19 protein-coding genes and 1 pseudogene are annotated in these 21,011 nt (G+C 61.7%); 9 read left to right on the top strand and 11 right to left on the bottom strand.

The window, feature by feature from the left end:
• Window positions 1–79: 79 nt before the first annotated feature.
• From ACR0EF_RS04975 to ACR0EF_RS04965, 3 genes are all read right to left on the bottom strand, one after another.
• Window positions 80–1,081, bottom strand: a complete 1,002-nt coding sequence (locus ACR0EF_RS04975; protein ID WP_170357656.1) for a DctP family TRAP transporter solute-binding subunit — start codon at window positions 1,079–1,081, stop codon at window positions 80–82.
• A gap of 273 nt (window positions 1,082–1,354) precedes the next feature.
• On the bottom strand, window positions 1,355–2,584 hold the full coding sequence (locus ACR0EF_RS04970; protein WP_170339397.1) for a sigma-54-dependent transcriptional regulator: 1,230 nt from the start codon (window positions 2,582–2,584) through the stop codon (window positions 1,355–1,357).
• Window positions 2,581–4,314 carry a sensor histidine kinase gene (locus tag ACR0EF_RS04965; protein ID WP_170371148.1) on the bottom strand — a complete coding sequence of 578 codons (1,734 nt, stop codon included), beginning with the start codon at window positions 4,312–4,314 and terminating at the stop codon, window positions 2,581–2,583. Before ACR0EF_RS04965 ends, ACR0EF_RS04970 begins: the two co-directional genes overlap by 4 nt.
• A gap of 47 nt (window positions 4,315–4,361) precedes the next feature.
• Between ACR0EF_RS04965 and ACR0EF_RS04960 the strand changes: the two genes are divergently transcribed.
• Entirely contained in the window at window positions 4,362–5,543 is a 1,182-nt protein-coding gene (locus ACR0EF_RS04960) for a cytochrome P450 (protein WP_170371939.1), read from the top strand.
• Window positions 5,544–5,550: 7 nt separating this feature from the next.
• Here the strand turns inward: ACR0EF_RS04960 and ACR0EF_RS04955 are convergent, their stop codons facing one another.
• Window positions 5,551–6,030, bottom strand: coding sequence for an Lrp/AsnC family transcriptional regulator (locus tag ACR0EF_RS04955; RefSeq protein ID WP_093961931.1), 480 nt, complete (start codon window positions 6,028–6,030; stop codon window positions 5,551–5,553).
• Window positions 6,031–6,204: 174 nt separating this feature from the next.
• Here ACR0EF_RS04955 and cobA point away from each other — a divergent pair.
• The 7 genes and pseudogenes from cobA to infC all read left to right on the top strand — a co-directional run.
• Window positions 6,205–6,951: pseudogene (gene cobA, locus ACR0EF_RS04950) on the top strand (uroporphyrinogen-III C-methyltransferase); the annotation flags it as partial.
• Entirely contained in the window at window positions 6,951–7,265 is a 315-nt protein-coding gene (locus tag ACR0EF_RS04945; protein WP_093961929.1) for a DUF2849 domain-containing protein, read from the top strand. The pseudogene cobA and the gene ACR0EF_RS04945, both read left to right, overlap by 1 nt.
• A 65-nt stretch (window positions 7,266–7,330) precedes the next feature.
• Window positions 7,331–8,995, top strand: coding sequence for a nitrite/sulfite reductase (locus ACR0EF_RS04940; RefSeq protein ID WP_170363567.1), 1,665 nt, complete (start codon window positions 7,331–7,333; stop codon window positions 8,993–8,995).
• Window positions 8,985–9,746, top strand: coding sequence for a phosphoadenylyl-sulfate reductase (locus tag ACR0EF_RS04935; protein ID WP_093961927.1), 762 nt, complete (start codon window positions 8,985–8,987; stop codon window positions 9,744–9,746). The genes ACR0EF_RS04940 and ACR0EF_RS04935 overlap by 11 nt, the downstream gene beginning before the upstream one ends.
• Complete coding sequence (locus tag ACR0EF_RS04930; protein WP_170339405.1) at window positions 9,743–10,150, top strand: DUF934 domain-containing protein; 408 nt, start codon at window positions 9,743–9,745, stop codon at window positions 10,148–10,150. The genes ACR0EF_RS04935 and ACR0EF_RS04930 overlap by 4 nt, the downstream gene beginning before the upstream one ends.
• Before the next feature lie 88 nt (window positions 10,151–10,238).
• A complete protein-coding gene (locus ACR0EF_RS04925; RefSeq protein ID WP_170371149.1) occupies window positions 10,239–11,072 on the top strand; it encodes a ferredoxin--NADP reductase in 834 nt (277 codons plus the stop codon).
• Window positions 11,073–11,203: 131 nt separating this feature from the next.
• Window positions 11,204–11,779 (top strand): translation initiation factor IF-3, encoded by a 576-nt coding sequence (infC, locus tag ACR0EF_RS04920; RefSeq protein WP_311201685.1) that lies wholly within the window; start codon window positions 11,204–11,206, stop codon window positions 11,777–11,779.
• Between the two features lie 79 nt (window positions 11,780–11,858).
• On the opposite strand, the gene ACR0EF_RS04915 is transcribed toward infC, so the two are convergent.
• Complete coding sequence (locus tag ACR0EF_RS04915) at window positions 11,859–13,175, bottom strand: aspartate aminotransferase family protein (protein WP_170371150.1); 1,317 nt, start codon at window positions 13,173–13,175, stop codon at window positions 11,859–11,861.
• A 1-nt stretch (window position 13,176) separates the two neighbouring features.
• On the bottom strand, window positions 13,177–13,938 hold the full coding sequence (locus ACR0EF_RS04910; RefSeq protein ID WP_170371151.1) for a beta-keto acid cleavage family enzyme: 762 nt from the start codon (window positions 13,936–13,938) through the stop codon (window positions 13,177–13,179).
• An 88-nt stretch (window positions 13,939–14,026) separates the two neighbouring features.
• Here ACR0EF_RS04910 and ACR0EF_RS04905 point away from each other — a divergent pair, with 88 nt between their 5' ends.
• Complete coding sequence (locus ACR0EF_RS04905) at window positions 14,027–14,929, top strand: MurR/RpiR family transcriptional regulator (RefSeq protein WP_170371152.1); 903 nt, start codon at window positions 14,027–14,029, stop codon at window positions 14,927–14,929.
• A 44-nt stretch (window positions 14,930–14,973) separates the two neighbouring features.
• Here ACR0EF_RS04905 and ACR0EF_RS04900 read toward each other — a convergent pair whose 3' ends face one another.
• From ACR0EF_RS04900 to ACR0EF_RS04880, 5 genes are all read right to left on the bottom strand, one after another.
• The gene (locus ACR0EF_RS04900) at window positions 14,974–15,765 is read right to left on the bottom strand and encodes an FAD binding domain-containing protein (RefSeq protein ID WP_170371153.1); all 792 of its coding nucleotides are present in this window, start codon (window positions 15,763–15,765) and stop codon (window positions 14,974–14,976) included.
• A 100-nt stretch (window positions 15,766–15,865) separates the two neighbouring features.
• Window positions 15,866–18,226, bottom strand: coding sequence for a xanthine dehydrogenase family protein molybdopterin-binding subunit (locus ACR0EF_RS04895; protein WP_170371154.1), 2,361 nt, complete (start codon window positions 18,224–18,226; stop codon window positions 15,866–15,868).
• 81 nt (window positions 18,227–18,307) lie between these two features.
• Window positions 18,308–18,793, bottom strand: a complete 486-nt coding sequence (locus tag ACR0EF_RS04890) for a (2Fe-2S)-binding protein (protein WP_149775244.1) — start codon at window positions 18,791–18,793, stop codon at window positions 18,308–18,310.
• Between the two features lie 148 nt (window positions 18,794–18,941).
• Window positions 18,942–19,946 (bottom strand): molybdopterin-binding protein, encoded by a 1,005-nt coding sequence (locus ACR0EF_RS04885; protein ID WP_170371155.1) that lies wholly within the window; start codon window positions 19,944–19,946, stop codon window positions 18,942–18,944.
• The gene (locus ACR0EF_RS04880; RefSeq protein WP_170371156.1) at window positions 19,943–20,911 is read right to left on the bottom strand and encodes an XdhC family protein; all 969 of its coding nucleotides are present in this window, start codon (window positions 20,909–20,911) and stop codon (window positions 19,943–19,945) included. The genes ACR0EF_RS04885 and ACR0EF_RS04880 overlap by 4 nt, the downstream gene beginning before the upstream one ends.
• Window positions 20,912–21,011 lie beyond the last annotated feature (100 nt).

Genomic DNA, 21,011 nt, shown 5'->3' with positions numbered 1-21,011 from the left:
GAGGTGGCGGGCGCGATTGGGCCCGCTTGGTATGTGCTCCGGCGGGCTTGCGACCGTCGGAGCACACCTGCGTGTCGGATCAGAACCCGGCGTTGATCGCCTGAGCGGCGTCGATCTTGTCCTGACCAACGTCACCGGAGAACTTGTCCCAAACCGGCTTCATCGCATCAACCCAAGCCTGACGCTGCTCGGGTGTCAGCTCGCGGATCGAGCCGCCCGCGTCGATGATGGCCTGCTTGGCCTTTTCGTTGACGGCAAACGCCTCTTTGTTGCGCTCTTCGGTCACCTCGGCCAGGATCGTCAGGAACTGCTCGCGCACTTCCGGATCGAGGCTGTCCAGCCAGTCGACCGAAGTCACGACCAGATAGTCGATGATGCCGTGGTTGGTTTCGGTGGTGCCATCCTGCACTTCGAAGAACTTCTTGCCGTAGATGTTCGACCAAGTGTTCTCCTGACCGTCCACAACGCCCTGCTGCAGAGCACCATAGACTTCCGAGAAGGCCATTTTCTGCGGGCTTCCGCCGATGGCTTCCATTTGCGCAACCAGCACGTCCGAAGACTGAACGCGGAATTTAAGGCCGTTGGCGTCCGAAGGATCGATCAGCGGTTTGTTCGCCGACATCTGCTTCATGCCGTTGTGCCAGAACGCCAGACCCTGCAGGCCGCGGCGCTGCATGCTGTCTTTCATGGCCTGGCCATCCGCCGAGGCCTGGAACGCATCAACCGCGTCGATGTTTTTGAACATGAACGGCAGGTCGAACAGACGGAACTGCTTGGTGAACTTCTCGAACTTCGACAGCGACGGGGCGGCCAGTTGCACGTCGCCCTGCAGCATCGCCTCGAGCACCTTGTCGTCGTTGTACAAGGTCGAGTTCGGATAGACCTCCATGCACATGACGCCGTTCATCTCGTCGTTCACGCGCTGCTCGAGCAGCGATGCGGCGATGCCCTTGGGGTGTTTGTCGGTGTTCGTCACATGCGCGAACTTGACGACGATCTCGCCATCGTCGCAGGCAGCGAAGCCCGCTGTTGCGGTAACGGAAAGCGCAAGCGCGGTGGCGGCTGTTGCCAGGAATTTCATCTGTCTTTTCCTCCCAGACTTCCATAGAGACTTCCTTTGACATCCATGGGGATGCCGGATGCGCAAGAGTGAAACGAATCGACGGTCACCGTTCAACAATTCGAGAACGGCTGGTTGCAGGCAGATTTTCTAAATTCTTTTCAATATCTTAAATAGAGCATCCGCAATGAGTATTTTGTTATCGCAGACATTTGTGCGGGAAACCACACACCCAAATGCGCCACTGTGCGAAAAACCGCACATACATCGAATCATCGGGCGAATCGTTCCGCGTCAGCGCCGATAGTCTTCAGGGCGTATGCCGTAGCGGGCCAATTTGTCGTAGAACGTCTTACGCGGCAGTTTCAGGGACTTGGCCGCGTCCGAAGCCCTTCCGTTGTGACGACCCAAGGCCGCAATCAGCAACGAGCGCTCAACGCGCGCCATCTGTTCGTTCAGCCCAAGATCGGCGGCGGCGGCAACATCCTCGGGCATCCCCAGAACAAAACGCATCGCAGCCGACATCAGCGAACGCGCGTTGCCGGGCCAGTCCCGCGCCATCAATGACGCCAAGTGCTCGGAGGAGACATCCGGTACCGCGATCCCGGCCTGTTCGGCCGCTTGGGCGACGTAGTGGCGAAAGATCACCGGGATGTCCTCGGGACGTTCGGCCAAAGACGGTACGCGCACCCGCATCACGTCCAACCGATAGAACAAATCTGCGTTGAACCGACCCTCGGCCGCCATCTCGGCCAGATCCGCGGTTGTTCCGGCGATGATGCGGACCCCGGGCCCGTTTTCGATCATCTCCAGGGCCGCATATTGCGTCGACTCGGGCATGGCCGAGACTTCATCCAGAAACAACGATCCGGCTGCCGCATCCTTGCATATCGCCTGCAGGGCATCCGCTCCCAGACCTGACGCCGGGCGCTTGACGAACGGCCCCTGCGCGCGGGGTGACATCAAATGGATGACTTCGGCGACTTTCGAAATGCCGCTGCCGGGCGGTCCGGTGACCAGAACTTCGGCCTGAGTTGGGGCAACGCTGCGCACCCTGTTCCGCAAGGCATCAGCCTGCGGTGACAAACCGAACAACAAGCGGGCCGCAGGATCGCCCTTCTCCAGTTCGCGCTTGGCTGCCCGGTGGTCCAATACCTGACTGCGCGCGGCAAATGCACGGCTCAGAACCGCAAGCAGATCGGCGGCGGCGCAGGGCTTCTCAAGAAAGTCGAACGCGCCCTGCCCCATAGCCTGCACCGCCATCGGTATGTCGCCTTCGCCGGTCAGCAGAACGACCGGCAACTCCGAGTCGACCTCGCGGGCATAGGACAGAAGATGAAACCCATCCCGTCCCGGCATCCGAATATCCGAGACAATCACACCTGGGAAATCTTCCCGGATATGGTCTTTGGCAGCCACAAACGATCCAGCGGGAATTACGGAATAGTCCGCAAGTTCCAGAGTCTGGGCCAGCGCCTCGCGCACGGCGGCGTCATCATCGACCAATAGAACCGTTCGGATCATGCCGCGGCTTCCTTCTCAAATGGTTCCAACTCGACGGTGAATTCTGCTCCGTCGGGCATGTTCGCGCCGCGTATCTCTCCTCCGAAACTCTGGACCAGACCGTATGAGATCGAAAGGCCAAGGCCCATTCCCTCGGATGAGCCAACGGTTTTGGTCGTATAGAATGGCTCAAAAACGCGATCGGGATCCTGAATGCCCGGGCCGGTATCGCGCACCGCGACCATCAACCGCTCGCCACGGGTCAGCGTGATCGTCAGGCTTCGGGTTTCGCGACCTGTCATCGCGTCGGCGGCATTGGTGATCAGATTGACGAAGACCTGCACCAGCCGCACCTCTCCACCCCAGGCAAAGACAGGTGCATTGGGCGGCTGCCAGATCAACGTGACCCCGTCCGAGCGCAACCGACCGTCAGTCAGTTCGACGGCCGTATTGAGCACCTGAACCAGATCGACCTTGCCCATCGGCTCGCTCTCATTGCGGGCAAAAGCGCGCAAGTTCTTGATAATGCGTGCCATACGGGCAGCCATGTCCGAGATTCGCCCCAGGTTTTCGCGGGCCTTTTCGGGCTTGCCCTGCGCCAGAAAGGCCGTGCCGTTGTCGGCGTATTGCCGGATGGCCATCAGCGGCTGATTCAATTCGTGGCTGATGCCCGCCGACATTTTCCCCAGCGCGCTCAGCTTGCCCGCCTGTACCAGATCGTCCTGCGCGCGTTTCAACGCCGCTTCGGCCTCTTGCCGCTCGGCCACCTCGCGGCGCAGAGCCACGTTTGCGGCCGTCAAGGCGCGGGTCCGCTGTGCCACCCGGCTCTCCAGCACCGCATTGGCTTCGGCCAGAGTGCGCCGCCGTTCGGTGGCCAGAAACAGCAACGCGCCAAAGGCAAGGCAGATCGCTGCGACTGCGGCGGCCTGCAGTCCGGCCAGACGTCGTGCCGGCGTCACATCCATCAAGACTTCGCCTGTCATTCCGATCACCGGCAGATCGCGGGTCAAGTGCAGGGCGCGATCCGGCAGGTACGGGCTCCAGCCGATCGACCATAGTTCGTGCGGGCCCATGCGTGTAGACGAAAACGCGCCCGGCTTGCCATCAGCCGGCTGCAAGCCGATCTGCCCCGGCGGACGTTGCCAAAACAGCAGTTCGGACCGGTTGGAAATGAAGACCGAGCCAGAACGATCCACAAAAAACACCGCCTCGGTACTGCCGCGCCACGTGCTTTCAACGTCTTCGACATCCGCGATGACCATCAGGGCTCCGGTTACCTGACCATCTTCGGAAAACGCAGGCGCCGCATAGGAATAGATCCGGTTTCCAGTGTCGCGCAAAACCCCGTGCGAGCTGCCAAGAGCGCCGTGTAGCGCGCGTTGAAACGCGGGCTGGTCGGCCATGTTGCCATTCACCACGTCCCGCGCAGCGGCCAGAACGCGCCCGGTCTTGTCCGCATAAAGAACATCCACAGCCGAGGTCTTGTCCGCGACCTCCAGCAGAAGCGCCTGCGCCGCCCGTCGCCGGTCGCCGGTGTCCAACGCCCGCAGCGTCGGGTGCTCGGCCATCAGCACCGCAAGTTCCTGATAGACCTGCAACTGAGTGCTCAGACGATCCGACGCCAACTCCAGATCGGCCTCGGCTTTCTCGCTAAGCTGAGAGAGCGCCTGCCGGTACCCATAAGACCAGACGGCCGCCGACAACAGCGCGACCGCGAACAGGAAACCAATCGTGACCCAAACTCTTTGCATGAAACAGGGTCTTGCATTCACAGCGCCGCATGGCAAGTCTGCGCCGCATGAAGACCGTGCACCAATCTCCGACCGAGCCCGAATTTGTTCAAAACACCTACCCTTTCTACCGGGCAGCGCGCGATCACGGTGACTTGGTGTACTGGCAGGACTACGACATGCCCGCGGCGATGTCTCACGCGGCGGTCCAGACCCTCTTGCGCGATCGGCGTTTCGGACGTGAAATACCGCCAGAGATGGCCACAAAAGGCCCCGATCACCTTGCGCCGTGGCTGACGGTCGAAGCGCATTCGCTACTCGAAGCCGAACCTCCGCGCCATACCCGCCTTCGCGCTCTGGTTCTGCGCGCCTTTACCTCGCGGGCTATCGGAGCGCTCGCACCGGACATCGAAAGGCTGTGTCACAACCTGATCGACGCGTTCCCCGATGCTCCATTCGACACTCTGGATGCCTATTGCACGCAGGTTCCTGTGATCACGATCTGCCGGTTGCTGGGTGTACCCGAAAGCATGGCACCGCAGTTGTTGCAGTGGTCCCACGCCATGGTCGCCATGTATCAGGCCAGTCGCGCCCGCGAGACCGAAGATCAGGCAGCACAGGCCGCCGCCGAGTTCTCGGCATTTCTGAACGACTACGTCTCTCACCGCCGATCCGAACCGAAAGATGATCTGATCACCCGTTTGATCACGGCAGAGGAAGACGGCGAGAAACTGTCACGCGACGAGTTGATCGCTACCTGCATCCTATTGTTGAACGCCGGCCATGAGGCAACCGTTCATTCGCTGGGCAACGGCGTCAAAACACTTTTGGAGTCCGGAACCACGCCTGATGCCCTGAGCCCGGACACAATCGACATGACGGTCGAGGAGATCCTGCGCTTCGACCCGCCGCTGCATATGTTCACGCGCTATGCCTATGAGGACGTCGAGGTTTTTGGCAATCAGTTTGCCCGCGGCGATCAGGTGGCGTTGATGCTTGGGGCCGCCAACCGTGACCCGGACGTCTGGACCGACCCGGACAAATTCGACCCGACCCGCAGCATTCAGGCCAACGCGAGCTTTGGCGGTGGTTTGCATTTCTGCGTCGGCGCCCCGCTGGCTCGGCTGGAAATGCGGATCGCTCTGCCGGTTCTTTTTGACCGCTGTCCAGGCCTGCGACTGGCCGAATCTCCGGTATATGCGAACACCTACCACTTCCACGGGCTGACACGACTAATGGTCCAAACCTGAGCGCCGATCAGGTGTCGGCCAGGGCGTTCAGGGGCAGCATGGTGGTCGACTTGATTTCTTCCATCGACAACAGCGCGGTGACGTTGTGCACGCGCACTTCTGAGATCAGTGCCTGGTAAAAAGCATCGTAGGCCCGTGCGTTCCTGACCCGAACTTTCAGAATGTAGTCGATGTCGCCAGCCAGGCGGTGCGCTTCTTGAACTTCGGGACGATCACGCAGGGCCTGCAGGAACTTGCGTTGCCAATCCGCCTCATGCTCGGAGGTTCGGATCAGAACAAAGAACGTCGCCTCGAAACCCAGCGCCTCTGCGTCCAGCAGAACGGTCTGCTGACCGATGATTCCGGCCCCTTTCATCTTGCGGATCCGATTCCAAACGGGTGTCTTTGAACTGCCCACTTTGGCCGCGATTTCGTCCAGCGATTGACTGGCGTCTCGCTGCAGCTCGGCCAGAATTTTCCGATCCGTGTCGTCTATTCGAACCGACATTCCAATTTTCCTTCCGAATGAAAACCCTTGTTCCGCCTGCCGCGAAATTCAGAACGCTTGTCCTTATTTATTCGGCAATATGGCATCTGGTCGGGAATATTTCCTATATTGAGGGCCAAGTCAAACAACAGCCAGGGCTACCCAATGAAGGCCACGCAGACAAAAGGACAAACGGGACAGGTCGACTTCGTCGGCGCGGGACCCGGTGATCCTGAATTGCTGACTCTCAAGGCCCTGTCCGCATTCCAGCGGGCCGAGGTTGTTTTGCATGATCGCCTGATCAGCCCAGAGGTTTTGCAACTGGCCGGCCAGAACGCCCGGCTGGTCGACGTGGGCAAGGCCGGCTTTGGTCCGTCCTGGAAGCAGGATGACATCAACGCATTGCTGGTTGACTACGCGCTCAAGGGACAACGGGTCGTTCGCCTCAAATCCGGTGACGCGACCCTTTTCGGCCGGCTGGACGAAGAGATCGATGCACTGGACGCAGCCGGTATCCCGTGGACGATCGTTCCCGGCATTACGGCTGCCTCGGCGGCGGTGGCCGGAATTGGCCAAAGCTTGACCCGACGCGGCCGAAACTCCTCGGTCCGGTTTCTGACCGGGCACGACATGCAGGGCTTTGCCGATCACGACTGGGCTGCGCTGGCCCGACCGGGGTCTGTTGCAGCCATCTACATGGGCAAGAAATCCGCGCGCTTCATTCAAGGACGCCTGATCATGCACGGCGCCGATCGCGCCACGCCGGTCACGTTGGTCGAAAACGCCTCGCGACCTGATCAGCGCGTTGTCGCCACGACGCTGGATCAACTGTCTGCAGACCTCGCCGCTGCCGGCCTCGACGGTCCTGCACTCACATTCTATGGCCTGGCCCCGCGCGACGCGGCCAAAGCCGTCACCGAATTCAACAAGGAGCTTGCCTGATGGCCCGCGCTTTCACCCCCAAAGTCGTTACCGCAAATGACCTGCTGGAAGGCGACGTGATCTATCTGACCGCCGATGACCGTTGGTCGCGCGATCTGCGCGAGGCCGAACTGATCACCGACGAAGCGCACGCTCAGCTGCGTCTTCTGGATGCACAGAAGCAAGTCGACAAGATCGTAGGTGCCTATCTTGCCGATGTCGTTGCAGGCGAAAACGGTCCTGAACCCACCCATTTTCGGGAAGACTTCCGCCGGACTGGTCCGTCCAACTATGCCCACGGCAAACAGGAATCTTCCCCGCAGCCCCGGGTCTGACCTCAGGCCCCTCTCTCCCCGTAAAAAGGCCCCGGATCCGGGGCTGCAAAAAAGGACAGCCAAAGATGTACCGCTACTCCGAGTTTGACAAAGCATTCCTGGCCGAGCGCAACGCCCAGTTCCGCGCTCAGGTCGAACGCCGCATCGACGGCTCGCTGACCGAGGACGAGTTCAAGCCCCTGCGCCTGATGAACGGCCTGTATCTGCAACTGCACGCCTACATGCTGCGGGTGGCCATCCCCTATGGCACGCTCAACAGCGCCCAGATGCGCCAACTGGCCCTGCTGGCCGAGAAGTGGGACAAAGGTTACGGCCACTTCACCACGCGCCAGAACATCCAGTACAACTGGCCGAAACTGCGCGACGTGCCTGACATGCTGGACGCGCTGGCCGAGGTCGGCCTGCACGCGATCCAGACCAGCGGCAACACCATCCGCAATGTGACCGCGGACCATTTCGCCGGCGCCGCAGCGGATGAGATCGCCGATCCGCGCCCCTATGCCGAACTGCTGCGCCAGTGGTCCACCGACCACCCGGAATTTCAGTTCATGCCGCGCAAGTTCAAGATCGCCATCACCGGGTCCGAGCATGACCGCGCCGTGATCAAGGCCCATGACATCGGCCTGCAACTGGTCGAGCGCGACGGCGTTCTGGGCGCCCGCGTTCTGGTCGGCGGCGGTCTGGGCCGCACGCCGATGATCGGCAAGGAGCTGTCTGATTTCGTGGCCTTCGACGACCTGCTGGCCTATCTGGAGGCCACCGTTTCGGTCTGGAACCAGATCGGCCGCCGGGACAACAAGTACAAGGCCCGCATCAAGATCACCGTGCATGAACACGGTATCGACGCGATCCGCGCCAAGGTGAACGAGCGCTTCCTGCAGGTCCGCCCGCAGTTCAAGGGCGCCGACATGGCGCTGCTGGATCAAATCAAGGCGCATTTCGCCCCGCCCACCTTCCGCGAAGGCTCGGTCGCGGGATTCGAGAGCGCCTATTCGAACGACCCGGTGTTCCGCTCGTGGATCGACACCAACATCGCGCCGCACAAGCAGGCGGATCACGCGATCGTCACGATTTCGATCAAGAAACACGGCCAGACGCCGGGTGACGCAACCGCCGAGCAGATGCGCGTGATGGCCGATCTGGCCGAGCAATACGCCTATGACGAGCTGCGCATCAGCCACGAGCAGAACGTGATCCTGCCGCATGTCCACAAATCGGACCTGCCCGCGATCCATGCCAAGCTGAAAGAGCACGGCCTGGCCACCGCGAATATCGGCCTGATCAGCGACATCATCGCCTGCCCCGGCATGGACTATTGCGCACTGGCAACGGCCCGCTCGATCCCGGTGGCGCAGCAGATCGCGACCCGGTTCGACGAGCTGAAGCTGGAGCACGACATCGGCCACCTCAAGATCAAGATCTCGGGCTGCATCAACGCCTGCGGACATCACCACGTGGGTCACATCGGCATCCTGGGCTTGGATCGCGCGGGCGTCGAGAACTACCAGATCACGCTGGGCGGAGACGCCACCGAAACGGCCGCCATCGGCGACCGCACCGGTCCGGGCTTTGCCTATGACGAGATCGTGCCCGCGGTCGAACGGATCGTGGAAACTTATCTGGAACAGCGCGCAAGCGCCGAGGAGACCTTTTTGGAAACCTACCGCCGTGTTGGAATGGCCCCGTTCAAGGCGGCCCTCTACCCCGAGGCGCGGGCCAATGCCGCTTGACCTGATCCAGACGGAACTGGGCCGGGAACGACGCGAACTGACCGAAAAGGTCGAGGCGCTGAACGCCCGGTTCCGCCACCACAGCGCACATGACGTCATGCATGGTGCGCTTGAGGAAGCAGGCAACCTAGCGCTTGTCTCAAGCTTCGGCGCCGAGTCGGTGGTGTTGCTGCACATGGCTGCCGTGGTCGACAAGGCCACGCCTGTCCTGTTCATCGACACGATGATGCTGTTTACCGAGACGCTGGAATACCAGCACGAAGTCAGCGAGCGTCTGGGTTTGAAGAACGTCCAGATCATCCGCGCGGATGACGAGGATATTCAGCGCGAAGACCCCTATGGCGCACTGCGGCTGCGCGACATGGATGCCTGCTGCAACCTGCGCAAGACCTTCCCCTTGCAGCGGGCCTTGGCGGGCTATGAAGGCTGGATTACCGGGCGCAAGCGGTTCCAATCCGGCACCCGCGCCACGCTCGAGTTCTTCGAGGTCGAGGACGGCACCGGCCGGATCAAGGTGAACCCTCTGGCGCATTGGGCGCCTCAGGACGTGCGCGCCTACATGGAAGAAAACCGCCTGCCCCGGCATCCGTTGGTGGCAAAGGGCTATCCCTCGATCGGCTGTGCGCCCTGCACCTCGCCGGTGAAGGATGGCGAAGATCCCCGCGCCGGACGCTGGCGCGATCAGAACAAGGAAGAATGCGGCATCCATTTCGTCGACGGCAAAATGGTACGCAGCGGAGAGAAAACATGAACGTAATCGTGAATGACGAGGGCTTTGCCCCTGATGACTGGACCGACGGCTTTGTCACCCTTGAGGATGCCGCAAACGATGTGATCGCACTGGACGTCACCTCGGATACGGACCCCGACGAATTGTTCGAACGGCTTGGAAACACGCGCATGGTGCGCGTCGACTTTCCGTCCTTTGCCGATGGCCGAGGCTTTACCATTGCCCGTACGCTGCGCCTGAAGGGCTATGAAGGCCGCCTGCGCGCGAAGGGACACGTGTTGGCCGACCAATACGCGATGGCCCGGCGCAGCGGCTTCGACGAGGTCGAGATTGACGCAGACCTTGCCGCCCGCCAGCCCGAGGACCAATGGCTGGCCCGCGCCAACTGGCAGGACCACGATTATCAGGCCCGCCTGCGCGGCTGACGCAACGATCGGGGCAATCTGCCCCCTTTTCCTGACCTGGATCAAAGCTTAAACGGAGATGCCGGTTTACCAGACCGGTAGTGAAACGATGACAGAGATGAAGCCCGTGACCGAAGCAACCGCCGTGAAGGCCCCCGTCCTGCCGGACGCCCAGACCGTTCTGGAAGTGAAACACTGGACCGACCGCCTGTTTTCGTTCAAGGTCACGCGTCCGCAATCGCTGCGCTTCCGCTCGGGCGAATTCGTTATGATCGGCCTTTTGGGCGACAACGGAAAACCGTTGCTGCGCGCCTATTCGATCGCGTCGCCGTCGTGGGACGAGGAACTGGAATTCTATTCGATCAAGGTGCAGGACGGCCCGCTGACCTCGAAACTGCAGCACATCCAGCCCGGCGATCAGATCATTCTGCGGCCCAAACCCGTGGGTACGCTGGTGCATGATGCACTGCTGCCGGGCAAGCGCCTGTGGTTCTTTGCCACCGGAACAGGGTTTGCCCCCTTTGCCTCGCTGCTGCGCGAGCCGCAGACCTATGAGGACTACGACGAGGTCATCATCACCCACACCTGCCGCGAGGTGGCGGAGCTGGAATATGGCCGCCAGCTAATCGAGAACATCCGCAAGGACGAGTTGCTGGCCGAACTGATCGGCGAAGGTTTCGCCGACAAGATCCGCTATTACCCGACCACCACCCGCGAACAGAGCCCCAAGATGGGCCGGATCACCGACCTGCTGAAGGACGGAACTGTCTTCAAGGACCTGGGCATCGAAGGCGGCATCAAACCCGAGACCGACCGAGCGATGGTCTGCGGCAGCCTGGCCTTCAACCACGACATCAAGGCCATTCTCGAAGAGTTAGGCCTGCGCGAGGGTGCGAACTCGGACCCCAAGGAATTCGTGATCGAAAAAGCCTTTGTCGGCTGAGCCGAGATCCGGGCCGGCGAACGCCCGTTCCGCCGGCCCGAGCACCGCGTCGACACGTGCGAATTTCGTGTCATAGCACCTATATGGCGCTTGAAAGAACCTTCGTCTCAGTTTAAGTTCCCGGCTCGGAAATCGGCAATTATCAAAGGAATGAACCCATAGCCCGCAGACCTCACAACGCGCCGCCACAACGTGATACCGGCCCGCGCGTCAATGAAAAGATCCGTGCCCCCGAAATTCGCCTGATCGGCGCCGAAGGTGAGAATGTCGGGGTGGTTCATCCCGCCAAGGCCATGCAGATGGCAGCCGATGCCGGTCTTGATCTGGTCGAGATCTCGCCCAACGCGAATCCGCCGGTCTGCAAGATCATGGACTTTGGCAAGTTCAAGTACGAGCAGCAGAAACGCGAAAGCGAAGCCCGCAAGAAACAGAAGATCATCGAGGTGAAAGAGGTCAAGTTCCGGCCCAACACCGATACGCATGATTACGACGTCAAGATGCGGAACGTTTTCAAGTTTCTCGAGAATGGCGACAAGGTCAAAGTGACCCTGCGCTTCCGCGGCCGGGAAATGGCGCACCAGAACCTGGGACGCGAACTGCTCGAGCGCGTGGCGGAGGACGTCAAGGAAATCGGCAAGATCGAAAACATGCCGAAGATGGAAGGCCGCCAGATGATCATGATGATCGGACCGCTTCCCCAGAAGTGACGGCACTTGGATCCGAGTGACCAAAGCTCCCTCGTTCGAGGGAGCTTTTTTGTTTTTGGGTCACATTCAGAACGGCATGTCAAATTGCTTTGGAAATCGCAACCGACAGCTTGTCCACCAGTTCGTCCAACTGCGGCTCTTCGATGATGAATGGCGGGGCCAGAAGCACATGGTCGCCTCTCCTGCCGTCGCGTGTTCCGGACATCGGATAGCAGATCAACCCCGCTTCGACGGCGGCTTTCTTGATCTTGGCCGCCACTCCCCGGGCCGGGTCAAACGGTTCGCGCGGATCTCTATCAGCCACCAGTTCGATGCCCCGGAACAGGCCGCGGCCACGGATGTCCCCGACATTGGGATGCTGGCCAAAGGCCGCCTCGAGTTTGGTTTGCAGTTTGTCACCCATGTCGCGGGCACGGGCCGGCAAATCGCGCGAGGTAAGTTCTGTCACAACAGCCAGGGCTGCCGCCGTGGCCACCGGGTGTCCGACATAGGTATGGCCGTGCTGGAAGAAACCCGAGCCATTTCGGATGGCGTCATAAATCCGATCGGTGCACAGCGTGGCACCGATGGGTTGATATCCAGCCCCCAAGCCCTTGGCGATGCAAAGAATATCCGGCGCCACCCCATCGTGGTCGCAGGCAAACAGATGGCCGGTCCGGCCCATGCCGCACATGACCTCGTCGAGGATCAACAACACGCCGTATTGATCACAGATTTCGCGGATCCGCTTGTAATACCCCTCGACCGCGGGGACGGCGCCCAACGTGGCCCCGACCACCGGTTCCGCCATAAACGCCATCACGGTCTCGGGGCCCAGCCGCAGGATCTCCACCTCAAGCTCATTCGCCACGCGTTGGCCATAGTCATAGCTGCTCTCGCCTTCGGGCTTTTCGGCGTATTCGTAGCAGGGCGCGATATGGCTCATCTCGATCAGCATTGGTGCGAATTGAGCCCGTCGCCATGCATTTCCGCCCGCTGAAAGCGCGCCCAGCGTATTGCCATGATAGCTCTGCCGCCGTGCGATAACCCGAGACCGCTCGGGTTGCCCGATTTCAAGGAAGTACTGGCGCGCCAGCTTGATCGCGGCCTCGGTCGCCTCGGAACCGCCGGACACGAAATAGACCCGGTCCAACGATCCGGGCGCGTGCTGGATCAGCAGATCCGCCAGGGCTTCGGCCGGTTCCGAGGTCATGAAACCAGTATGGGCAAAAGCGATCTTCTGAACCTGCTCCTGCACCGCGTGGATCACTGCCGGGTTTGAATGTCCCAGGCACGACACGGCCGCATCCCCACAGTCGAGATACCGTTTGCCCTGCGCGTCGATCAAATAACACCCATCACCGCCGACAGCGACCGGCAATTCCGCCGTGGTGTGGCGCGGAAAAACATGGCTCACATCATTGTCCTTTCAGCAAAGCGATCAACGCCGCGACCGAGGTCGCGTTGTCCGTCCATCGGGTTCCATCCGAGTTCGTCAGGCTGTTCTCAAAACCGACCCTGACATCGCCGCCACGAGCGGCCGCAGCCGCCAGACAGGCGTGTTCCAGACGCCCGAAAGCACAAACCATCCAAGGCGTACGAGCAGCGGGAAAGGCCTCGAGGTCCGCCGGTTGGGATTCCTGCCCGGTGGCATAGCGTCCCAGCACCAGCAAGCGGTCTTCCTGCTCGCGCCGCACGATCCCATCCGACTGCCATCGCTCCAGCAGATCCGCATCCGTCGAATCGTAGAGGATATGCTGCACCCGAGTTCCCTGTTCCGCACACAGCGCATAGACCCGCGGGGCCAGATCGGGCGCGCGCGCAATTTCCCGAACCGAGATCGAGGCCCATTTCGGGGCCACCTGCTGCAGGCACTCCAACTGCGCAGAAACGTCGTAGATACCGGCGGCCTCGGTCGTGATCTGAACATCCATAGTGGGCACGGTTCGGGCAAGCTCGGCCATAGCCTCCCGATAGCGCCCTGCATCCAGAGAATGCGCGCCCTGCCCATCCCTGACATGCAGGTGCAACCCGTTTGCCCCGGCCGCGTGGCAGGCAATGGCCGTCTCCACAATCTCACCGGTCGAAACCGGCAAGGCGGGGTGATCCGCATGACTGCGTCGCGCACCGTTCGGTGCGACCAAAACATACAGAAGCGACGAAGCCTGTGTGTCAGACATTGAATCATCCTATCGGTTTCTGGCGTGCTTAGCTCGTGTGAGGATGTTTTTCTCTTGTAATAATCATAACATTTGTTTTTCTCCCATCATGACACCCTCAACCCACCACCTGATGGATCGGCTGCGCCGAGAGATAGACCATTTGCCGGCCCAATTGCAGGCCGCAACAAAATACATCATCGACCATCCGGGCGATTTCGGAATCGACTCCATCCGCGTGTCTGCCGAAAAGATCGGCGTCAGCACAAACGTGATCGTTCGGCTGGCGCAGCATCTTGGTTTTGATGGCTTCGAAGCCTTTCGCCGCCCTTTCCGCAGGGATCTAGTGACAGACAGCGAAGACCGCCTCAGCCGGGATTGGCTGACCCAGTTGAATGCCGGCGATGCCTTTGCGTCGGCACAGGCCAGTTATGCCCGCAACGAAATGAACGTAGTGTCACGTTCGTTGCGCCAGCTGGATCCGGTCAAGGTCAGATCCGCAGTCACCCTGATGTCCGATGCTCCCCAGTGCTTGGTCACCGCAACCCGCGCAAGCTATGCCTTGGCCTATTACTTCCACTACGCCGGACGTATGGCCCACCCGGGAATGCAATTGATCCCAAGGCATATGGGATCGGCCATCGACGACCTTCTGAGCGCGGGCGAAACCGACTGCCTGTTCGCAATCACCGTTCATCCCTATTCGGCCGACACGATACGCGCCATCCGGTTTGCCCGGGAAAAGGGTATGCGCGTTATACTGCTGGCCGACAGCGATGTCATTGCTCCGGGGGTCGAGGCGGACGTGAGGCTGACCGTCAGCACCCGATCACAGCACCAGTTCTCCAGCTTCTCCGGAGCGATGGCCGTTCTCGAGGTTCTTCTAAGCCACCTTTTCGCAGTCAAGGGCGACGCGGCTTATCACCGGGTTCAGGACTATCAGAAAGCGCGCGAGGATGCCGGAGCCTACTGGCAGCCCAAAAGGCTTCCGCGTGTCGCGAAAAAGAAATAGGCCCCGGAACACGTCCGGGGCCCAAAGCAGTCACCGAGACCGCGTCACATGCAGGCCTGAACCGCCCGCCGGGTCATGACACCCACCAAGTGCGCGCGGTAGTCTTTGCTGCCGTGCAGATCTTCGATCATGTTCATCGGGTTGACCCGAAGATCCATAAGGGCATCGGGCCGGAATTCCTTGCTCAGCGCCTGTTCGGCTTCGCTCCAACGGAACACGCCGTCCTCGCTGGCTCCGGTCACCGCAACGCGCACACCGTCCGCGAAACGGGCAACGAAAACCCCCACCAGCGCAAAGCGCGAGGCAGGCTGCAGAAACTTCTGGTAGCTTGCTGCCTGCGGTACCGGGAACCGGACCGTCGTTATCAGCTCGCCCTCGTCCAGCGCTGTCGTGAACATGCCCTGAAAGAATTCATCCGCAGCGATTTCGCGCGCACTCGTACGAATGGTCGCGCCTGACCCCAATGCAGCTGCGGGGTAGCAGGCCGCCGGATCGTTATTGGCCAAGGACCCACCTATCGTGCCCCTATTGCGAACGGCAGGATCACCGATATGCCCCGCCAGATCAGCCAGCGCGGGATACTTGCCCGCAACTTCTGCCGCTACCGTGGCATGCGTGGTCGCCGCTCCAATCGAAATCGACCCATCATCTTCGATGCAGACGCCCTTCAACTCGGGAATGGCACCCAGGCTCACCAGCGTCGCGGGTGAGGCCAGTCTTTGCTTCATCGTCGGGATCAGGGTCTGACCGCCCCCCAACGCCTGTGCATCCTCTCCTGCCAACGCGGCAACCGCATCAGCAATGGTCGAGGGGTTCTTGAACTCGAAATTGTACATTTCGCTTTTCCTTTCCGAAAGGCGCGGAACCGCCCTTCATCTGGCATTTGATTGACCAGGGAGCGCGAAGGGCTGACCCCTCGCACACCAACCTCTCCACTCAGCTGTTCATCGCCGCCCAAACACGCGACGGGCTGACCGGCATGTCGATGTGGTCCACCGCCTTGCCACCCGAGTTCAGCGCATCGATCACGGCATTGACCACCGCAGGCGGCGATCCAATCGCCCCGGCCTCGCCGCAGCCCTTCACACCCAGCGGGTTGTGCGTGCAGGGCGTCTGGCTCGAATGATCCACGGTATAGAACGGCACGTCATCGGCCCGCGGCATGGCATAGTCCATGAAGGACGCGCTCAACAGCTGGCCGTTTTCGTCATAGACGCAGTTTTCCAGCAGGGCCTGACCGATCCCCTGCCCGATACCGCCATGCACCTGGCCGTCAACGATCATCGGGTTGATGATGTTGCCGAAATCATCCGCTGCGGTGAACCGTTCGATGGTCACCTGCCCGGTCTCAGGGTCAACCTCGACCTCGCAGGCATAGGCGCCGGCCGGGAAGGTGAAGTTGGCCGGATCATAGAACGCGGTCTCCTCCAGCCCCGGCTCGACCTCCAGCGGGAAGTTGTGCGGCACATAGGCCGTCAGGGTCACATCCCCCCAGGCCACCGACTTGTCGGTGCCGGCCACGGTGAACTGGCCATCCTTAAGCTCGATATCGGCCTCGGACGCCTCCAGCAGGTGCGCCGCGATCTTCTTGGCCTTGTCGATCACCTTCTCGGTCGCCTTGACCATGGCCGATCCACAGACCGCGAGAGAGCGCGACCCATAGGTGCCCATGCCAAACGGGATCTTCGAGGTATCGCCGTGCACGATCTCGACCATCGACTCGTCGATGCCGATCATGTCGGCCACGACCTGCGGAAAGGCGGTCTCGTGCCCCTGCCCGTGGCTGTGCGCCCCGACCATGACGCTGATCGAGCCGGTGGCGTTCACCCGAACGGTTGCCGCGTCATAGAGACCCGCACGCGCCCCCAGCATGCCTACGATGTTCGAAGGCGCGATGCCGCAGGCCTCGATATAGCAGTTCACGCCCAGGCCGCGCAGCTTGCCCCGCGCCTCGCTTTCGGCGCGACGTGCCGGGAAGCCCGCGAAATCGGCGGCCTGCTCCAGCTTGTCCATGGTGCCGTTGTAGTCGCCGGTGTCGTAGGTCAGCGCCACAGGCGTGTCATAGGGGAACTGCGTGATGAAGTTCTGTCGGCGCAGCGCCACCGGGTCGACCCCCAGCTCGCGCGCGGCTTTGTCGATCACGCGCTCCAGCTGATAGGTCGCCTCGGGGCGGCCTGCGCCGCGATAGGCATCCACCGGCACGGTGTTGGTGAACATCGCCCGCACGTTCACCTGAATGACCGGCGTCTTGTAGTTGCCTGCCATCAGCGTCCCGTGCAGCCAGGTCGGCACCGAGCTGGAAAACGTCGAAAGATACGCGCCCAGATTGGCAAAAGTGTTTGTCCGCAGCCCGACGAAATTGTTGTCGGCATCCAGCGCCAGTTCGATCTTGCTGACATGGTCACGGCCCTGAGCATCCGACATGAACGCCTCGGAGCGGCTGGCCGTCCACTTGACCGGACGGTTGCAGGCCTTGGCGGCGAAGGTACAGAACGCCTCTTCCGCGTAGTGGAAGATCTTGGTGCCAAAACCGCCACCTACGTCCGGCGCCACGACGCGGACCTTGTGCTCGGGCAGGCCCAGCACGAAGGCGCACATCAGCAGCCGGATCACATGCGGGTTCTGCGAGGTGGTATAGAGCGTGTATTCATCCGTGCCCCGGCTGTATTCCGCCACGGCCACGCGCGGCTCCATCGGGTTGGCGACCAGGCGGTTGTTCACCAGTTCCAAGGTGGTGACATGCGCCGCATTGGCGAAAACCTCGTTCACCTTGGCATCGTCGGCCTCGCCCAACTGCCAGTCATAACAGATGTTGTTCTTCAGATCGTCATGGACCAGCGGCGCGCCCTCTTCGGCGGCGGCTTTCATGTCCAGAACAGCGGGCAGTTCCTCGATATCCACGTCGATCGCTTCGGCCGCGTCGCGGGCCTGTTCCAGGCTGTCGGCCACGACGGCGGCGATCGGGTCGCCCACATGGCGCACCTTGCCTTGCGCCAGGATCGGGTGCGGCGGTTCCTGCATGGGCGCGCCGTGCTTGTCGGTCACCTCCCAGCCGCAGGGCATGCCGCCCACGCCTTCGAAATCCTTGCCGGTAAACACCCGGACCACGCCGGGCATGGACTCGGCGGCGGACGTGTCGATGCTTTTGATCCGGCCATGCGCGATGTCGGATCGCAGGAAATACACATAGGCCTGACCACGTACGTTGATGTCGTCGGTGTAATTGCCTGCTCCGGTCAAAAAGCGCACGTCCTCGCGGCGCTTGGAACTGGCTCCGATGCCACTGTCTTTGGGCATAGCTTGTTCTCCTCCCATAAACGGATGCTTGCGTGCATCCCAGTCATCCCACGGGCGTTCTCAGTCACGCCCGCAGCGGCATCACTCGGCGGCGATGTGGCTGACGTCCTGGCCGGACGCGGCCATGATCGCCTTGACGATGTTGTGGTACCCGGTGCACCGGCACAGGTTGCCTTCCAGGTATTTGCGGATTTCAGCCTCGGTCGGGCGCGGGTTTTCCTTCAGCAGGGCCGCTGCCGACATCACCATGCCGGGCGTGCAGAAACCGCATTGCAGGCCGTGATGATCCTGAAACGCCTGCTGGATCACGTTCAGCGATCCGTCCGGGTTGGCCTGCCCTTCGATGGTGCCAACCTCTGCTCCATCCGCCTCGAGCGCCAGCATGTTGCAGGACTTCACCGCCTCGCCGTTCACATGAACCACGCAGGCGCCGCATTGGGCCGTGTCACAGCCCACATGGGTACCGGTCAGGGACAGGTGATCACGCAGAAAGCTGGACAGCAGCGTCCGGCCTTCGACATCACCGCTCACGGTCTTTCCGTTCACGGTCATTGAGACCTGTGTCATAAGTTCCTCCCATTTTCGTATTTATCCTTGGCCCGAGTTAAACACGGGAAAAGTCGTTTGAGAACAAAAAACTTGGCCGTTTCCAACCCGCCCCTTGGGAGCCAACTGCCAACATGTATTGCAGGTCGCCAACGGGGCGAAACTGCCGTTACGTCACTTTGCGTTTAGCCCGAGGTTGCGGACGGGTCGGGATTTCCTTGAGCAGACCACCGACGCCCATCGCCGCAATATCGGCACCCGTGGTCGGGATCCCGCAGGCCACCCGAGACAGCACCCAGTCAGCCCCATTCAACGCGGGCGAACGTGCGCATCCCGGCAAACCGATGACCGGCCGCTTGCCCAAAACCCCGAGAAACAACAGGTTGCCCGGATCAACCGGCATACCGAAACGGTCCACCTGCCCGCCCGCGCGCCGAACAGCCTGAGGCGCCACGTCCTCGACATCGGATGTGGCCGAGCCGGTAAGGATCATCACGATATCGGCATTCATCCGGGTCAATGCCTGCGCCAGAGCGTCGACCGCGTGCGGAACGATCTGCACGTCCTCCAGGCTCAGACCCAGGGCCTCGACCCGACCGCGCATCGCGGCGATGCCCTTGTCGTTCGGCGGCCCGCCGGGAATGTCAGTCACCACCAACCCGGCGCTGCCAAACTTCGGCGCTGCCAGGCGAATGGCCCCTTTTGCCAGCTCGGCCGCGCGCTGAACGTCCGCCAGCGGCACCGCGTAGGAAATGACCTTGATCGTGGCGACCATGCCACCCGCACCCATCTGCTGATGCTGAGGAACGGTGGCCACAGTGATCATCGGGTTGACCTGATTGAACGCCAGCAGAGCCTCAACGTCCAGAGCGGCAACCCCAGCTTGATCCGCAATTAGGTTGACGCGGCCTGTAAACGGCTCGGTCACGCGCAAGTTGGCCCCCTTCGGATCCGGGGTCAGTGCCGCAGCCAATTGGCGCGCGGCCTCGTCCTCGTGACAGTCGCCGGGTTCCAGCCGCGCAACGACCACCTCGTACACGCCCGCCTCGGCCAAAAGGGCGACATGCGTGTCGTCCAGCATCAGTCCCTTGCGCAGCTTTTTCGTGCCAGCCATGACCGAATGCGCAAGGATCGCGCCCTTCGCGACCGCAACCGGTACAGGGCCGAACTTCATGCCTTGCCCCGCAGCACCGCCGTCATCTGCGCGATGATCGCAACGGCAATCTCGGCCGGTCCGGCCGCGCCGATATCCAGGCCGATCGGCCCGTGGATGCGCTGCAACTGTTCCGCCGAAAAGCCCGCCTCGGTCATCCGCTGCACCCGTTTGGCATGAGTGCGCGACGACCCCAGCGCGCCGATGTAGAACACGTCCGAGTTCAGAGCGGCCTGCAGGGCCGGGTCATCCAGCTTGGGGTCGTGGGTCAGCAGAACCACCGCCGTACGCGCATCCAGTCCGATGCTGGCCACGGCCTCGTCCGGCCAGTCGGTCAGCAGCTTTTCACCGGGAAAGCGGGATTTGGACGCAAACGCCTCGCGCGGGTCGATGATGATCGGGTCATAGCCCGCGATCCGCGCCATCGGTACCAGCGCCTGCGCGATATGGACCGCACCCACCACGATCAGCCGCAGGGGCGGGTTGTGCACGGCCACAAAGGTCTGGCCGTCTTCCTCGAAACCTGATCGATCCATGCGCAACCGGTCCGCATAGGCGTTGCGCCGCAGCGCGCGGTGGCCAGTTTCGACATTGACCTCATAGGCCACGGGCTCGCGCCGCGCCCGCGCCGCCACCAGTTCGGCCAGCATCAGTTCGGGCAGGACCGAGCCCACCGGCTCGACCAGAACCCGGATCGTGCCGCCGCAGGCCAGCCCGACGGCAAAGGCATCCTCGTCGCTGACCCCGAATTCCAGCAGGCGCGCTTCGCCTTCTTCGATGGCTTCAAGCGCCTCGACGATCACCGCGCCTTCGACACAGCCACCCGAGACCGAGCCTTCGATCCGGCCGTCGCCGCTGATGACCAACTGGGCCCCCACCCTCCGGGGTGCACTGCCCCAGGTTTCAACGACCGTCGCCAGAACCGCGCCGCGACCCTCGCGAAACCACGCCGATGCCGTTTCCGGACTGTTGTCAAATCTGTCCATCGGACCCTCCCGCGGTGGTTCGCATCAACATAAGCAGGTTTGACGCGATGAAAAGCAAGGAGCGCGTTCTCAGGTGGATTATCTCGGACACCGACCCTGC

It is taken from the genome of Ruegeria sp. CG8 (assembly GCF_056537165.1).
Note: the sequence above shows the minus strand (reverse complement) of the source record. Positions and strands in the feature narration are given on the sequence as shown.

Excerpts from the sequence above, each read along its gene's own strand:
- ACR0EF_RS04975 (WP_170357656.1), bottom strand. The coding sequence starts at position 1,081 with ATGAAATTCCTGGCAACAGCCGCCACCGCGCTTGCGCTTTCCGTTACC.
- ACR0EF_RS04970 (WP_170339397.1), bottom strand. The coding sequence starts at position 2,584 with ATGATCCGAACGGTTCTATTGGTCGATGATGACGCCGCCGTGCGCGAG.
- ACR0EF_RS04965 (WP_170371148.1), bottom strand. The coding sequence starts at position 4,314 with ATGCAAAGAGTTTGGGTCACGATTGGTTTCCTGTTCGCGGTCGCGCTG.
- ACR0EF_RS04960 (WP_170371939.1), top strand. The coding sequence starts at position 4,362 with ATGAAGACCGTGCACCAATCTCCGACCGAGCCCGAATTTGTTCAAAAC.
- ACR0EF_RS04955 (WP_093961931.1), bottom strand. The coding sequence starts at position 6,030 with ATGTCGGTTCGAATAGACGACACGGATCGGAAAATTCTGGCCGAGCTG.
- ACR0EF_RS04945 (WP_093961929.1), top strand. The coding sequence starts at position 6,951 with ATGGCCCGCGCTTTCACCCCCAAAGTCGTTACCGCAAATGACCTGCTG.
- ACR0EF_RS04940 (WP_170363567.1), top strand. The coding sequence starts at position 7,331 with ATGTACCGCTACTCCGAGTTTGACAAAGCATTCCTGGCCGAGCGCAAC.
- ACR0EF_RS04935 (WP_093961927.1), top strand. The coding sequence starts at position 8,985 with ATGCCGCTTGACCTGATCCAGACGGAACTGGGCCGGGAACGACGCGAA.
- ACR0EF_RS04930 (WP_170339405.1), top strand. The coding sequence starts at position 9,743 with ATGAACGTAATCGTGAATGACGAGGGCTTTGCCCCTGATGACTGGACC.
- ACR0EF_RS04925 (WP_170371149.1), top strand. The coding sequence starts at position 10,239 with ATGACAGAGATGAAGCCCGTGACCGAAGCAACCGCCGTGAAGGCCCCC.
- ACR0EF_RS04910 (WP_170371151.1), bottom strand. The coding sequence starts at position 13,938 with ATGTCTGACACACAGGCTTCGTCGCTTCTGTATGTTTTGGTCGCACCG.
- ACR0EF_RS04905 (WP_170371152.1), top strand. The coding sequence starts at position 14,027 with ATGACACCCTCAACCCACCACCTGATGGATCGGCTGCGCCGAGAGATA.
- ACR0EF_RS04900 (WP_170371153.1), bottom strand. The coding sequence starts at position 15,765 with ATGTACAATTTCGAGTTCAAGAACCCCTCGACCATTGCTGATGCGGTT.
- ACR0EF_RS04895 (WP_170371154.1), bottom strand. The coding sequence starts at position 18,226 with ATGCCCAAAGACAGTGGCATCGGAGCCAGTTCCAAGCGCCGCGAGGAC.
- ACR0EF_RS04890 (WP_149775244.1), bottom strand. The coding sequence starts at position 18,793 with ATGACACAGGTCTCAATGACCGTGAACGGAAAGACCGTGAGCGGTGAT.
- ACR0EF_RS04885 (WP_170371155.1), bottom strand. The coding sequence starts at position 19,946 with ATGAAGTTCGGCCCTGTACCGGTTGCGGTCGCGAAGGGCGCGATCCTT.
- ACR0EF_RS04880 (WP_170371156.1), bottom strand. The coding sequence starts at position 20,911 with ATGGACAGATTTGACAACAGTCCGGAAACGGCATCGGCGTGGTTTCGC.